The following is a 14,911-nucleotide window of genomic DNA, read 5'->3' as shown; positions in this document are numbered from 1 at the left end:
GAATGAAATATCTTTTTCTCAGTTGCAGTTTGCTGCTGCTGGGAGGTTGTAGTTCTAGTGGTCCTGCTCCTGTTTCTGGTATTGGTCCTGATTATGGCCAAATTCAAAAAGGAAGTTATCGAGGCAGTTATTATCAAGTTAAAAAAGGCGAAACCCTCTACTTTATTAGTTATGTGACAGGTAAGAGTGTTCAACAAATTGTCAGTTATAATCGACTAAGATCGCCCTATACAATCTATCCTGGAGACAAGCTTAAACTCTGGGCTCCTCGTCCTGCTAAGCCTTATGTAAAGCCTAGACCTAAGCCAAAAAGCCAACCGAAATCTAAGCCTGTCATTGTTGTTAAAGCTCCGACAACCAAACCTGTTGCAGTGAAACCAGTGCAAAAAGATCAGAAAAAAGTTGATCCTAATCAAGCAAAAGAGTACGCTCAACAAAGCAAACAAAATGTTAACAAGTCGGTAACTAAGCCTATTGACCCTGTTGTGACAACCAAGTCAGGCAAAGTTGATAAATGGGTTTGGCCGACAACCGGTAAGATTATTGCTCGTTTCTCTTCATCAGAGCAGGGCAATAAAGGCATTGATATAACAGGCAGACGTGGGCAAGCGATAAATGCGGCTGCTGCCGGTAAAGTTGTTTATGCAGGTAATGCACTAAGGGGATATGGAAACCTAATCATCATTAAGCATAATGAAGATTACCTTACAGCTTATGCTCATAATGAGCGGATCTTGGTTAAGGAAAATCAGTCAATTAAAGCCGGTCAAAAGATCGGATTAATGGGTCGTAGCGGAACAACTGATATTCGATTACATTTTGAAATTCGATATAAAGGTAAGTCAGTCAATCCAACGAGGTATTTACCCTAGGATCGGCTGATTAGATGGGTTAGGTAACTTGAAAGAGGGATCCACTTATGCGCCGTACCAATACAGCTACTTCAACTGATAATCAATTTGATCAATCTCTGAAAGGTTCAAAGTCAGGATCTGACAGCTTTACAACGAACTCTTCTATCGCCTCTGATCCAACCAAACTTTATCTTAGTGAAATTGGCTTTACACCTCTGCTTTCTGCCGATGAAGAGGTGCTTTATGCCCGTCGTGCCTTACGAGGAGATAAAGCCGCTCGCCAACGTATGATCGAAAGTAATCTCCGTTTAGTTGTCAAAATCTCTCGTCGTTATCATCATCGAGGTTTAGCGCTACTAGATTTAATCGAAGAGGGAAATATTGGTTTAATTCGTGCGGTTGAAAAGTTTGATCCGGAACGGGGCTTTCGATTTTCAACTTACGCAACATGGTGGATCCGACAAACCATTGAGCGGGCGATCATGAATCAAAGTCGCACCATTCGTCTTCCTATCCATGTCGTAAAAGAGCTGAATGTTTATCTTCGCACTGCACGGGAACTTTCTCAAAAATTGGATCATAGTCCTACCGCGAAAGAGATCGCCACCCAACTAGATAAACCGGTTGATGAAGTCTCCCATTTACTAAAACTCAATGAACGTATCAGCTCTGTCGATAGCGCTGTCAGTAGTGAAAATGAGACCGGTCTGCTCGATGTTATTGCGGATGATCGTCATGTTGGCCCTGAGGGATGTACCCAAGATGATGATATTAAAGCCTCGATTATTGATTGGCTATCAGAATTAAATCCAAAACAGAAAGAAGTACTTGCTCGTCGATTTGGCTTGTTAGGTTATGAAGCAACCACCTTAGAACGAATTGGTGAAGAGATCGGTTTGACTCGAGAACGAGTACGTCAGATCCAAGTTGAAGGTTTGAAGCAGTTAAAAGGGATCCTGACTAAGCAAGGGTTAAGTATTGAGACGCTTTTTGAAGAGTAAGATAAAGCTCAACTTAAAATACCATTAAAAAAGGATTGATCTTAGATCAATCCTTTTCAGTTTTTATCGACACTCTTATTCGTTTATTTTATATATACCTAAAATAATTGGAGTTGCTAGTAGGCAGCAAGCAAGTGAGGCCCCATGAGTATAGGTGTATTATATGATTGGGGCGAACGAGTACAGCCAACAACCTAGCGACTTCAAGTATGAAGGGTATATAGGCTCTATTTACCTAGTAATGCCTTTAAACGGTATAGCTCATTAAGGGCATCTCTCGGTGTCATCTCATCAGGGTTGACACTTCGAAGCGCATCTTCAACATCACTGTGATAAAGACTAAGTAGATCGAGTTGGTTACTTGGATCGACACTTTTACTGCCCATTTTAGTATTTGAGTCTTGTGCTTTTTTTGTCTTAGTTTTGGCTTTATTTGCTACTGCCTTATCTTGTTCTTCGATAGTGCCATGAGACTCTAATTGCGCTAATTTATTTTTTGCTTTACTAATGACCTGCTTGGGAACACCGGCAAGACTTGCAACCGCTAAGCCATACGATTTACTCGCTGCTCCCTCTTGGACGGTATGCATAAAGGCAATTTCATCGTTATGCTCTAAAGCATCTAAATGAACATTGGCTAACCCATCAATACTTTGTGGTAGCTCAGTTAACTCAAAATAATGAGTCGCAAATAAGGTTAATGCTTGAATTTTTTCAGCTAACCATTCAGCACTGGCCCACGCGAGAGATAATCCATCATAAGTACTGGTTCCTCGTCCGATCTCATCCATTAGCACTAAGCTTTTCGATGTCGCATTATGAAGAATATTCGCCGTTTCAGTCATCTCAACCATAAACGTTGAACGACCCGATGCCAGATCATCTGATGCACCAATTCGAGTAAATATACGATCAATTGAGCCGATAGATACAGAATCAGCAGGGACAAATGAGCCAATGTGAGCCATTAAAGCGATCAGGGCTGTCTGTCTCATATACGTTGATTTACCCCCCATATTTGGACCGGTAATAATCAACATACGTCGTTTAGGAGAGAGATCTATTGGGTTGGCAATAAAGGGATCATTCATGACCTGCTCAACCACTGGGTGACGACCCGCCACAATCTTGATCCCCGTCTCTTCAGTAAACGTTGGACGACAATACTGCAGGCTTTCTGCACGTTCAGCCAGATTGGTTAACACATCTAATTCCGATAAAGCTGCGGCAGCCAATTGTAGTTCAGCTAAGTGAGGAAGTAGTTGATCAAAAAGATCTTCCCAAAGCTGTTTTTCTAAGGCCAGTGCTTTAGATTTAGATTGCAGAACTTTATCTTCATGTTCTTTTAGCTCAGGGATAATGTAACGTTCGGCATTTTTCAATGTTTGACGACGAACATAGTGTGCGGGAGCTTGATGACTTTGACCACGGCTAATTTGAATAAAATAACCATGAACATTGTTGTAACCCACTTTGAGGCTATCAATACCGGTCTGCTCACGCTCCCTTATTTCAAGCTCATCAAGGTAATCTGTTGCACCTTGTGCCAGTGCTCGCCACTGATCCAGTTCGGCATTATAGTGTTCAGCAATGACGCCACCATCACGAAGCACCACTGGCGGATTCTCTTTAACAGCATTAACCAATAATTGGCACAGTGAATCCATTGGCGCAGCGTCAACAGCTAACTGTTTGAGGTGAGAGTGAGAGAACTCAGATAACAGAGTTTGTAGCTCAGGTAACTGTTGCAATGCATTACGGAGACGAGCAAGATCTCGAGGTCGAGCTGAGCGCAAAGCAAGACGCGCTAAGATCCGCTCAATATCGCCAATTTGACGAAGTACGGCAGCAATCTCGCTAAATAGCATCTGTTGTTGCAGCTCTTCAATAACATCTAAACGTTGATTTAACTGATGATGATCACGAATAGGGCGATGGATCCAACGCTTTAATAATCGGCTTCCCATCGAGGTAACAGTATGGTCTAGGATCTCAGCAAGGGTGTTATCGTAGGTTCCCGCGAGATTGATGGTTAATTCCAAATTACGGCGTGTAGCAGCATCCAAAATAACCGTATTATCTTGCTTATCCATGGTAATCGAACGGATATGTGGAAGAGCTGTACGCTGAGTATCTTTGACATACTGTATTAAACACCCTGCTGCGGCTAAACCCAGATCTGCATCCTCAACACCAAAACCGACTAGATCACGAGTGCCAAACTGCTGAGTTAACTGTTTCTTTGCGGTGGCTATATCAAATTCCCATTCTGGGCGTCGTCGATTACCCACACGACTCTCAAGTAATTGGATCTCAGTAAACTCTTCAGGAAATAACAGTTCAACAGGGGATGTTCGCTGTAATTCCGCTAACATCGCTTCTTGATCTTTCGGTTCTGAAAGCTGAAAACGACCGGATGTAATATCTAGTGTCGCATAACCGAATCGCCCTTTTTGGTGATAAATTGCCGCAAGTAAGTTATCTTGTTTTTCTGGTAATAGCGCTTCATCACTGACCGTACCAGGGGTAATAATTCGGACTACTTTACGCTCAACAGGGCCTTTGCTGGTGGCAGGATCACCAATCTGCTCACAGATCGCGACAGACTCGCCCATCTGTACCAACTTGGCTAAATAGCCTTCAACGGCATGATAAGGAACCCCTGCCATAGGAATTGGCTCACCGTTAGTTTTACCGCGCTTAGTTAATGAAATCTCTAATAATTGAGAAGCACGTCTCGCATCGTCAAAAAAGAGCTCATAAAAATCACCCATACGATAAAACATCAACACGTCAGGGTGCGGGGCTTTAAGTTTCAGGTACTGTTGCATCATCGGAGTATGTTGTGCGAGAGATTGAGCGGTCAAAGTATTGGGCCTATTTATTGCAAGGAGTTAATAAATAATCAACAAAGAATCAATAAAGCGTTGAAGGTTGATATCTTACCAAAAACGGCAAGGTTAAGGATACGTTTTTGTGCTCTGATAGCAAGCAACAAAATCAATCGTGTGTGATAAGATCAGGCAGAGAAAGGTAAGTAAGATATTTCTTATACCCAAAGTAATTGGAGTTGCTAGTAGGCGGCAAGTGAATGAGGCCCCATGAGTCTAGGTTTTCTATATGATTGGGGCGAATGAATATAGCCAACAACCAAGCAACTTCAAGTAAGAAGGATATATATACTGTGATGAAATAGGAGATAAATGATGAGTGATTATCAACAACAAATTGAGCAAGCGAGTGAACATTTAGGAAAATATTTAGCGCAACATCATTTGGTTGCTGTAACGGCAGAGTCTTGCACTGGCGGTGGGGTTGCTTCTGCTATTACGGATATCTCGGGGAGTTCTGCTTGGTTCGATCGTAGCTTTGTCACTTATACTAACCAAGCAAAAGAGCAGATGCTTGGCGTACAACATCAAACATTAGTTGACCATGGAGCCGTGAGTCAGTCGGTTGTTGAAGAGATGGCGATAGGAGCACTCCGTCACTCTAATGGTGATATATCGGTAGCAATTAGTGGTATTGCTGGTCCTGGTGGTGGTACAGAGAATAAGCCTGTAGGAACAGTCTGGTTTGCTTGGGCAGCACGAAATGGTCAAGTCATTAGTCGCTGTTTATTGCTCGAAGGTGATCGGAAAGTGGTACGTTATCAGGCGGTAGTCGAAGCATTAAATGGGCTGGTGGTTATCAGTGAGTCAATGAGTTAAATCTTATAAAATCAATTGATTAAAAATTATAATTTAAATTTTTAACTATAATAAAAGTCATTTACAAACTATTATTAATTCAGTTAATCGTTAAAAAAATTGATTTAACACTAGACACTGTATGAATAGACAGTATACTTCAATTAACTGTCAGAATATTTAAGTTTCTCATTGGAGCATCACATGGATAGCAATAAGCAAAAAGCGTTAGACGCAGCACTTAGCCAAATTGAAAAACAGTTTGGTAAAGGCTCGATTATGAAGTTGGGTGACAACCGTACTATGGATATTGAAACTGTATCAACAGGCTCTTTATCTCTAGATATCGCACTGGGTGCGGGTGGTCTTCCAATGGGACGTATTGTTGAAATCTATGGTCCAGAATCTTCAGGTAAAACAACATTAACTTTAGAAGTTATTGCTGCCGCTCAGCGTTCAGGTAAAACCTGTGCTTTTATCGATGCTGAGCATGCCCTTGATCCTATCTATGCAAAAAAACTGGGTGTGGATGTTGATACTTTATTAGTTTCTCAGCCTGATACCGGTGAACAAGCACTAGAGATTTGTGATGCTTTAGCTCGTTCTGGTGCTGTTGATGTCATGGTTATCGATTCCGTTGCGGCATTAACACCCAAAGCTGAAATTGAAGGTGAGATGGGTGATAGCCATATGGGTCTTCAGGCTCGTATGTTAAGTCAGGCAATGCGTAAATTAACCGGTAACCTAAAACAATCAAACTGTATGTGTATCTTCATCAACCAGATCCGTATGAAGATTGGTGTGATGTTTGGTAATCCAGAAACAACAACAGGTGGTAATGCGCTTAAATTCTATGCTTCTGTTCGTTTAGATATCCGTCGTACAGGTGCAGTGAAGAGCGGCGATGAAGTTGTGGGCAACGAAACACGTATTAAAGTGGTTAAAAACAAGATTGCCGCACCATTTAGACAGGCTGAAACACAAATCTTATATGGTCAAGGCTTTAACCGTTACGGTGAGCTGGTTGACCTTGGCGTCAAAGAGAAACTAGTTGAAAAAGCAGGTGCATGGTACTCATATAAAGGCGATAAGATTGGTCAAGGTAAAGCCAATGCTTCTCAGTTTTTAAAAGACCACCCTGAAATTGCCAATGAAATTGATACAACACTACGAGCGAACTTATTGACTAAGCCAGTAGAAGAGAGCGCTGATGATAAAGCAGCAGCAAAAGATGGTGAAGCATTTTAAATCTATCTTGTCGCTTTAGCGCTTTAAGTTCAGAGTAATATGGTTAAGCTGACAGCTAAACAGGTCGCGGTGAATATTTTATCTCGCCGTGACCACAGTGAGTACGAACTTAGAACTAAGCTTCAAACTCGTGATTTCGCTTCATCAGAGATTGATGAGGCGATTTTGTTCTGTTTTGAGCATCGTTGGCTTGATGATGGTCGCTATAGTGAGTTAGTTGTACGATCAGGGATTAGCAAAGGCCATGGTTTATATCGTATCAAACAGACCTTAAAACAGAAAGGCGTTGAAAACCAGATCATAGAAATAGCGACACAAGAGAATGATCAAGACTGGTTTGAGTTAGCCAAAGAGACTTTAGCGCGTCGATTTAGTCGCGAAATTGACTCAGATAAAGAGAAAGCTCGTCGGATCCGCTTTTTACAATCGAGAGGATTCAACTTTGATCAAATCAATTATGCTTTAAATGGCGAAGATTAACGGATAATTGCCCTAATTATTCCGCTTTTGCCGTTAAATTTGATTTTTATTTCGATAAACACTCCCCCTTACTGCCTAGTTATTTTACAATTAGCGCCAGAAAATTTATCTTACTTATATTCTTCATATTTGAAGTTGCTAGGTTGTTGGCTGCACTCGTTCGTCCCAATCATATAGTATATCTATACACGTGGGGACTCATTCACTTGTCACCGACTAATAACTCCAATTATCTTGAGTATATAATTTGTCATAGAATCATCGCGATTAAGCCAACAATGGCGTATCGATGAGTTGTGGCGGGAATGCCCACCACATTTAATAGATTAAACACGAGCAGAGTCAGGAATAGCCAATGTACATGACCACAGAAGAGATCCGTCGCGCATTTCTAGAATTCTTTGAGAGTAAGGGACATCAGATTGTTCCTAGTTCTTCACTGGTTCCAGCTAATGATCCAACATTACTGTTTACTAATGCGGGAATGAACCAGTTTAAAGATGTTTTTCTTGGCATTGAAAAACGCAATTATAACCGTGCAACTACGGCTCAGCGCTGTGTTCGTGCTGGTGGTAAGCATAACGATTTAGAAAACGTTGGTTTTACTGCTCGTCACCACACATTTTTTGAAATGCTTGGTAACTTTAGCTTTGGAGACTACTTCAAGCAAGATGCGATTAAATTTGCATGGGAATTTTTAACTGAAACCCTAAAGCTGCCACAAGAGCGTCTATTAGTGACGATCTATCAAACTGATGATGAAGCGTTTGAAATTTGGAATAAAGAAATGGGTATTCCAGCTGATCGTATCATCCGTATTGGAGATAAAGAGGGTGGTAAACCTTTTGAATCTGATAACTTCTGGCAGATGGGTGATACAGGCCCTTGTGGTCCATGTTCTGAGATTTTCTATGATCATGGTGATCACATTTGGGGTGGACGTCCAGGTACACCAGAAGAAGATGGTGACCGTTTCATCGAAATCTGGAACAACGTATTTATGCAGTTCAATCGTCAATCTGACGGTACAATGGAGCCGCTACCTAAGCCATCTGTTGATACAGGGATGGGAATTGAGCGTATCTCTGCAATTATGCAAAATGTTCACTCAAATTACGAAATCGATGTCTTCCAAACATTGATCAAAGCGGCTGCTAAAGTGATTGGTACTGACGATCTAGACAATCAATCTTTACGCGTTGTGGCTGACCATATTCGCTCATGTGCATTTTTAATCGTTGATGGTGTTATGCCGTCAAACGAAGGCCGTGGCTATGTATTACGTCGTATTATTCGCCGTGCGGTTCGTCATGGTAATAAATTAGGCGCAACGGATGCATTCTTCTATAAGCTTGTGGGCACTCTTGCTGAAGTGATGGGCACTGCCGGTACTGAGCTTAAGAAGCAACAAGAGTTAGTTGAAAAAGTTCTGAAAATTGAAGAAGAAAATTTCAGCCGAACACTTGATCGAGGAATGGCGATTCTTGCTGATGCATTAGAGAAAGTTGACGGTAAAGTGCTTGATGGTGAAACGGTATTTAAACTTTATGATACTTACGGTTTCCCTGCTGATTTAACCAATGATGTTGCTCGTGAGCGCGGCTTTACTATTGATGAAGATGGCTTTGAAGCAGCAATGACAGCGCAGCGTGAACGTGCTCGTCAAGCAGGTAACTTTGGGACTGATTACAATGAAGCACTAAAAGTTGAGACTGAGTCTGAGTTTACGGGTTACACCCAAGAGTCTGATAAAGTAACGGTGGCTGAGCTTTACCTTAATGGTGAAAAAGTAGACCAATTAAACGAAGGTGAAGAGGGCGTAGTCGTTCTTACTTCAACGCCATTCTATGCTGAGTCAGGCGGTCAGGTTGGTGATGCTGGTACGATTTCTGCTGCGGGTGGCGAGTTTATTGTCACTGATACTCAGAAGCTCGGTAACGGTATTATTCATAAGGGTTCAGTTGCTCAAGGTTCATTACTAACAAATAGCGAAGTAGAAGCTTCTGTTGATTCTGTACGTCGTCATAACAGTGCATTGAATCACTCTGCCACTCACCTATTACATGAAGCACTACAGCAAGTTCTTGGTGAGCATGTGACGCAGAAAGGGTCTTTGGTTAAGGCTGAAGGCTTACGTTTTGACTTCTCTAACCTTGAAGCCGTTAAGCCAGAAGAGTTATCGCAAGTAGAGCGTATTGTTAACGATCAAATTCGCTTGAACAATGCAATAACGACTGAGGTCATGGACATTGAAGCGGCAAAAGCGAAAGGTGCAATGGCACTGTTTGGCGAAAAATACGACGATCAAGTTCGTGTGTTATCAATGGGTGATTTCTCTACGGAACTTTGTGGTGGTATCCACGCAACTCGTACTGGTGATATCGGTCTCTTTAAGATTGTATCTGAAGGCGGTATTGCTGCAGGTATCCGTCGAATTGAAGCCGTCACAGCTGATGCGGCAATTTCTGCATTCTATCAACAACAAGCTCAAACCGAGAGTAAAGTTGATGAGATGCAACAGAAAGCGAAGTCATTAGAAAAAGAGATCAAACAGCTTAAAGATAAGTTAGCGGCTCAAGAGAGTGCGGGACTTATCAATAAAAAAGTGGAAATTAATGGTGTTAATGTCCTTATCGCTAAGCTTGATGGTGCTGATAATAAGGCGCTACGTGGCATGGTTGATGATTTAAAGAATCAATTGGGTTCAGGCATCGTAGTGTTGGGCAATAACGCGGATGGTAAAGTAGGTTTGATTGCTGGTGTAACCAAAGATCTTATCGGCAAAGTGAAAGCCGGAGAGCTTGTTAACATGGTAGCTCAACAAGTCGGTGGTAAAGGTGGTGGTCGTCCAGATATGGCACAAGCTGGCGGTACAAACCCTGACGCATTACCAACAGCATTAGAGAGTGTGACGCCTTGGTTAGCAGAAAAGCTATAATCAAGAGAAAGTGCAAGAAAAGGTAGTAAAAAGTGAACTGACTGCTCTATATTTGGTTGAAGTTTAACCTGTGGAGGGGGCAGCTAACTGCTTGGATAACCAAGCTAATATAATAAAAATTAGAGATAAATTGCAAATCAATAGTAAAAACTATAGAAGGTTATGATAATCAGACCTATATTATTGTTATGGTAACTTGGTAATGATTCTTCTGTGATGTATAAGTAGAATCAAAATATGACCTATACTACTGAATAGGTCTTATTTGAACTGATTGAAATTTGCTAAGTAAGATATGAGTATGCCACGATATCGATCGTCAAATTGACAGTTGATTGAGAGGAATATGAAATGGATTTCATCCTAGCTTATTTTATTAACTAGCTAAAAATATTTTAATCCACCATATGTCGAGATGAAATAAACGTTTAAGCAATATCAATGATTAGTTAAGCAATCTTAATTATTAAAAATTATGAATAAAATATTTGTGATTTTTAGCGTTTTTTCAGATAATGCGCGACTTCTCGCTGTTTCTTGAGCGGAGAAATTTACAGATATATGTAACTTATCGAAATATGCACCTATTGCATTTCGGTAATAATTGGAATCTTATTAATTCGAGAATTAACTCAAGGAGCACTAGAATGCTAATTCTAACCCGACGTGTCGGTGAAACATTAATGATTGGTGATGAAGTAACTGTCACTGTACTTGGCGTAAAAGGCAATCAGGTACGTATCGGTGTAAATGCACCAAAAGAGGTTTCTGTACACCGTGAAGAAATCTACATGCGTATACAAGCAGAAAAAAATGGTAATCCACCTGTTTCAGGTAATTACTAAACGCTGAGGCCAATCTTATGATTGGCCTTTTGTTTTTATAAGCCGTTATCCCCTTCATACTTGAAGTCGCTAAGTTGTTGGCTGTATTCATTCACCCCAATCATATAGAAAACCTATACTCATGGGGCCTCACTCACTTGCCGCCTACTAGCAACGCCAATTATTTTAGGTATAAGTTTTATATTTTCTTCATTTGAGGTGGAGATTTCGTTGGATCCAATTCCACCCGATCTAACTTTTCAAGTCTGTTTATATCTTAAATTAAGGTAATCGATAGTTTTTTACAATTTCAGTTTATCGAAAAGTAATTAAATATTTTTCACATTACAGATTAACAATAAATGATTTTTCGATAATGAGTTAGATGATAATTATCTCGTTATGAATGAAAATTTGTGTAAATAACTCGCGCTTTGATTGTTTAATGCGCATGTAAGCTTAATATCTCTTTTTTTTACTAAAAAGTGTTTGACTTATTTTCAGCTAACAGTAATATGTGCCTCCGCAAGACGGTGAGGTGGCCGAGAGGCTGAAGGCGCTCCCCTGCTAAGGGAGTATACGGTTTGTAGCCGTATCGAGGGTTCGAATCCCTCCTTCACCGCCATTTCTTGCAACTTGTGCGTCCTTAGCTCAGCTGGATAGAGTACCTGGCTACGAACCAGGCGGTCGGAGGTTCGAATCCTCCAGGACGCGCCACAATTTAGAATAAAGAGTTTTCTTAGTTAGCAACTAACTGAACTTTTTATATAGCAAAATATGCGTCCTTAGCTCAGCTGGATAGAGTACCTGGCTACGAACCAGGCGGTCGGAGGTTCGAATCCTCCAGGACGCGCCATATTTTGCGGTGAGGTGGCCGAGAGGCTGAAGGCGCTCCCCTGCTAAGGGAGTATACGGTTTGTAGCCGTATCGAGGGTTCGAATCCCTCCTTCACCGCCATTATTTAAAAGTAACACCCTGCGCGTCCTTAGCTCAGCTGGATAGAGTACCTGGCTACGAACCAGGCGGTCGGAGGTTCGAATCCTCCAGGACGCGCCATATTTTTAAAATTAGATAATATCTTTAAAGTATCTATCTTTTTAGATGGAGGCTTTTTTGTTTCTAACCGTTATCTAAAGTAACACCTTGTGCGTCCTTAGCTCAGCTGGATAGAGTACCTGGCTACGAACCAGGCGGTCGGAGGTTCGAATCCTCCAGGACGCGCCACTATTTAAAAATTAGAGAGACAAAGAGTTATCAAACAAGAGGTTGATACTAGTTGTTAGGTTCTTAGTTAATATAACTGTCTGTTTAATTGAAACATCTTGTGCGTCCTTAGCTCAGCTGGATAGAGTACCTGGCTACGAACCAGGCGGTCGGAGGTTCGAATCCTCCAGGACGCGCCACTATTTAAAATTAGATAGATAATCATTTATTGAAATAAGAAGTTAATGTAAATCATTAGATTTTTAGTTTAAGTCACTATCTGTTTAATCGTAATACCTTTTTGCGTCCTTAGCTCAGCTGGATAGAGTACCTGGCTACGAACCAGGCGGTCGGAGGTTCGAATCCTCCAGGACGCGCCATATTAAGAAACCCAATCTAACGATTGGGTTTTTTTTTGCCTGAAATTCCATTTTTGCTCTTTTTATAATCATTATTGTATTTTTTTTTGAATTATTAAAATTGACTTGTAAATATCATCATGATAGTTATGTATAAAATGTAATCAATGTGAGCAAGTAAGGATACAATATGGCAACGTTGTTATTAGACGCTCTAAGTTTAATGCTTATTGGCATGAGTGTTGTTTTTTTATTTTTAGCACTATTAATTGTTATTTTAAGAGTTCAAACAAAAATAATCACCTCTAAAATTGGAGAGCTACAACCGATACCGGTTAATTCGTCCTCTCCAACTCAATCTGAGCTTTCTCCTGATGTGGTTGCAGCTATTAGTGTTGCAGTGAAACAGTATAGAAATAACAGATAAAAAAGTAGTTAGTCGCGATAGAACCACTAATTTTATAAAAGGAGTTTAAAATTATGTCTCTGCACAATAATATCTCAAATACCCCGAAGCAACTGTCAATTACCGATGTGGTATTAAGGGATGCACATCAATCCTTGTTTGCAACTCGGATGCGAATTGAAGATATGTTACCGATAGCCGAGAAGTTAGACAATATTGGCTACTGGTCTTTAGAGACTTGGGGTGGGGCAACATTTGATGCCTGTATTCGCTATTTAGGTGAAGATCCATGGGAGCGTCTTCGTTTACTGAAAAAAGCGATGCCAAAAACGCCAATGCAGATGTTACTGCGTGGACAAAACTTATTAGGTTATCGACATTATGGTGATGATGTCGTCACTAAGTTTGTTGAGCGAGCGCACCATAATGGCATGGATATATTCCGTATTTTTGATGCCATGAATGATGTGCGAAATTTTCAAACCTCAGTACAAGCGGTGAGAGACGTGGGTGCTCATGCACAAGGTGCGATTTCATATACCACAAGTCCGGTACATACCTTAGATAGCTGGGTCGATCTTGCTAAACAGCTAGAAGATCTGGGCTGTGACTCTCTCTGTATTAAAGATATGTCTGGTCTATTGAAACCTTATGAAGCTGAGGCGTTAATTGGAAAAATTAAAGCCAGTTGTGATATTCCGTTGGCGCTTCATTGCCATGCGACGACTGGGCTTTCGATGGCAACGGCAATTAAGGCCGTTGAAGCTGGGGTTGATATCCTTGATACCGCTATTTCCTCAATGAGTCAGACTTATGGCCATGCAGCGACAGAGAGTGTCGTCGCAATGTTAGATCAAACACCTCGCTCTACTCAATTAAACCTCAATGCTCTGGAACCTATTGCTGACTATTTCAGGGAAGTCCGTAAGAAATATCATCAATTTGAAGGACAACTAAAGGGAATCGACTCACGGATTCTAATCGCCCAAGTTCCAGGGGGGATGTTGACCAATATGGAAAGTCAGTTAAAAGAGCAGGGTGCGGCTGATAAGATGGATCAAGTATTGGCTGAAATCCCCAAAGTTCGCCAAGATTTAGGTTTTATCCCTTTAGTGACACCAACCTCTCAGATCGTGGGAACTCAAGCGGTAATTAATGTCCTTTCTGGCGAGCGCTATAAGAGCATCACGAAAGAGACAGCTGGAATTTTGAAAGGGGAGTATGGTCGAGCACCGGCTGAATTAAACCCTGAATTGCAAAAACGTGTATTAGCAGGAGAAGAGGAGATTACTTGTCGTCCTGCTGATTTGATTGCTGATGAACTTGAAACTCTCACTGCCGAGCTGAAAGAGAAATCGAAGACGGAGTCAGTATCTTTAGCTGATAATGAAATTGATGATGTATTAACCTATGCACTCTTCCCACAAGTCGGGCTTAACTTTCTTAATCATCGCCATAATCCTGATTTTTTTGAACCAAAACCTGTTGCCTTAAATGATAAAACAGCGCCTAGTACTAAAGCTACCCCTGTTAATATTGATACTTCAGTTGAGCAAGGCATTGAAAATTACAGCGTGAAAGTGAATGGACAGCTATTTAATGTTGAAATTGGACCTCAAGGTGCAATCAATGAGATAACCGAAGCGCCAACAGTCACTAAAAAAGTTCACCCCAATGCAATCCATGATGCAGAACCTGTTTTAGCACCACTAACCGGCAGTATTTTCAAGGTGATGGTTGAACCCCAACAGCATGTCGCTGAGGGCGAAGTTCTATTGATTCTTGAAGCGATGAAAATGGAAACTGAGGTGAGGGCGGCTCATGCAGGTGTAGTTCAACAATTACATATTAAGGAAGGAGAGAGCGTTTCTGTCGGTTCTCCACTTCTTACAATCACATAAGGGTATAA

General features: G+C 41.1%; 9 protein-coding genes, 8 tRNA genes and 1 pseudogene. 17 read left to right on the top strand and 1 reads right to left on the bottom strand.

Features of this window, described 5'->3' with window-relative positions; all coding sequences use genetic code 11:
• Positions 1-2: 2 nt before the first annotated feature.
• Positions 3-872, top strand: coding sequence for a peptidoglycan DD-metalloendopeptidase family protein (locus tag L0B53_RS05340; RefSeq protein ID WP_235061111.1), 870 nt, complete (start codon positions 3-5; stop codon positions 870-872).
• A gap of 47 nt (positions 873-919) precedes the next feature.
• Positions 920-1,855 carry an RNA polymerase sigma factor RpoS gene (gene rpoS, locus L0B53_RS05335; protein WP_235061110.1) on the top strand — a complete coding sequence of 312 codons (936 nt, stop codon included), beginning with the start codon at positions 920-922 and terminating at the stop codon, positions 1,853-1,855.
• A 227-nt stretch (positions 1,856-2,082) separates the two neighbouring features.
• Here the strand turns inward: rpoS and mutS are convergent.
• Positions 2,083-4,713 (bottom strand): annotated as a pseudogene (mutS, locus tag L0B53_RS05330) (DNA mismatch repair protein MutS); the annotation flags it as partial.
• Positions 4,714-5,058: 345 nt separating this feature from the next.
• On the opposite strand from mutS, the gene pncC reads away from it, so the two are divergent.
• The 15 genes from pncC (at position 5,059) to oadA (ending at position 14,903) form a co-directional block, all read left to right on the top strand.
• Complete coding sequence (gene pncC, locus L0B53_RS05325) at positions 5,059-5,565, top strand: nicotinamide-nucleotide amidase (RefSeq protein WP_235061109.1); 507 nt, start codon at positions 5,059-5,061, stop codon at positions 5,563-5,565.
• Between the two features lie 183 nt (positions 5,566-5,748).
• The gene (gene recA / locus L0B53_RS05320) at positions 5,749-6,792 is read left to right on the top strand and encodes a recombinase RecA (protein ID WP_235061108.1); all 1,044 of its coding nucleotides are present in this window, start codon (positions 5,749-5,751) and stop codon (positions 6,790-6,792) included.
• 39 nt (positions 6,793-6,831) lie between these two features.
• Positions 6,832-7,272: a recombination regulator RecX gene (gene recX / locus L0B53_RS05315; protein WP_235061107.1), complete on the top strand. Its 441-nt coding sequence runs from the start codon at positions 6,832-6,834 to the stop codon at positions 7,270-7,272.
• A 355-nt stretch (positions 7,273-7,627) separates the two neighbouring features.
• Positions 7,628-10,210 (top strand): alanine--tRNA ligase, encoded by a 2,583-nt coding sequence (alaS, locus tag L0B53_RS05310; protein WP_235061106.1) that lies wholly within the window; start codon positions 7,628-7,630, stop codon positions 10,208-10,210.
• Positions 10,211-10,857: 647 nt separating this feature from the next.
• Positions 10,858-11,055, top strand: a complete 198-nt coding sequence (gene csrA, locus L0B53_RS05305; protein WP_235061105.1) for a carbon storage regulator CsrA — start codon at positions 10,858-10,860, stop codon at positions 11,053-11,055.
• 511 nt (positions 11,056-11,566) lie between these two features.
• Positions 11,567-11,659, top strand: a tRNA-Ser gene (locus tag L0B53_RS05300).
• Positions 11,660-11,674: 15 nt separating this feature from the next.
• A tRNA-Arg gene (locus L0B53_RS05295) sits at positions 11,675-11,751 on the top strand.
• 62 nt (positions 11,752-11,813) lie between these two features.
• Positions 11,814-11,890 (top strand) — tRNA-Arg (locus L0B53_RS05290).
• 8 nt (positions 11,891-11,898) lie between these two features.
• A tRNA-Ser gene (locus L0B53_RS05285) sits at positions 11,899-11,991 on the top strand.
• Between the two features lie 22 nt (positions 11,992-12,013).
• Positions 12,014-12,090 (top strand) — tRNA-Arg (locus L0B53_RS05280).
• Positions 12,091-12,181: 91 nt separating this feature from the next.
• A tRNA-Arg gene (locus tag L0B53_RS05275) sits at positions 12,182-12,258 on the top strand.
• Positions 12,259-12,360: 102 nt separating this feature from the next.
• Positions 12,361-12,437 (top strand) — tRNA-Arg (locus L0B53_RS05270).
• 103 nt (positions 12,438-12,540) lie between these two features.
• Positions 12,541-12,617 (top strand) — tRNA-Arg (locus L0B53_RS05265).
• Between the two features lie 169 nt (positions 12,618-12,786).
• Complete coding sequence (locus tag L0B53_RS05260; protein WP_235061104.1) at positions 12,787-13,023, top strand: OadG family protein; 237 nt, start codon at positions 12,787-12,789, stop codon at positions 13,021-13,023.
• 53 nt (positions 13,024-13,076) lie between these two features.
• The gene (oadA, locus tag L0B53_RS05255; RefSeq protein WP_235061103.1) at positions 13,077-14,903 is read left to right on the top strand and encodes a sodium-extruding oxaloacetate decarboxylase subunit alpha; all 1,827 of its coding nucleotides are present in this window, start codon (positions 13,077-13,079) and stop codon (positions 14,901-14,903) included.
• The last annotated feature ends 8 nt before the right edge of the window (positions 14,904-14,911 follow it).

This window comes from Vibrio sp. SS-MA-C1-2 (assembly GCF_021513135.1).
GTDB lineage: Bacteria > Pseudomonadota > Gammaproteobacteria > Enterobacterales > Vibrionaceae.
The sequence above is the reverse complement of the archived record's forward strand: the minus strand, read 5'-3'. Positions and strand labels throughout refer to the sequence as shown.

Coding starts and splice junctions, on each gene's coding strand:
- recA (WP_235061108.1), top strand. CDS start 5,749: ATGGATAGCAATAAGCAAAAAGCGTTAGACGCAGCACTTAGCCAAATT.
- L0B53_RS05260 (WP_235061104.1), top strand. CDS start 12,787: ATGGCAACGTTGTTATTAGACGCTCTAAGTTTAATGCTTATTGGCATG.
- oadA (WP_235061103.1), top strand. CDS start 13,077: ATGTCTCTGCACAATAATATCTCAAATACCCCGAAGCAACTGTCAATT.
- csrA (WP_235061105.1), top strand. CDS start 10,858: ATGCTAATTCTAACCCGACGTGTCGGTGAAACATTAATGATTGGTGAT.
- L0B53_RS05340 (WP_235061111.1), top strand. CDS start 3: ATGAAATATCTTTTTCTCAGTTGCAGTTTGCTGCTGCTGGGAGGTTGT.
- rpoS (WP_235061110.1), top strand. CDS start 920: ATGCGCCGTACCAATACAGCTACTTCAACTGATAATCAATTTGATCAA.
- alaS (WP_235061106.1), top strand. CDS start 7,628: ATGTACATGACCACAGAAGAGATCCGTCGCGCATTTCTAGAATTCTTT.
- pncC (WP_235061109.1), top strand. CDS start 5,059: ATGATGAGTGATTATCAACAACAAATTGAGCAAGCGAGTGAACATTTA.
- recX (WP_235061107.1), top strand. CDS start 6,832: ATGGTTAAGCTGACAGCTAAACAGGTCGCGGTGAATATTTTATCTCGC.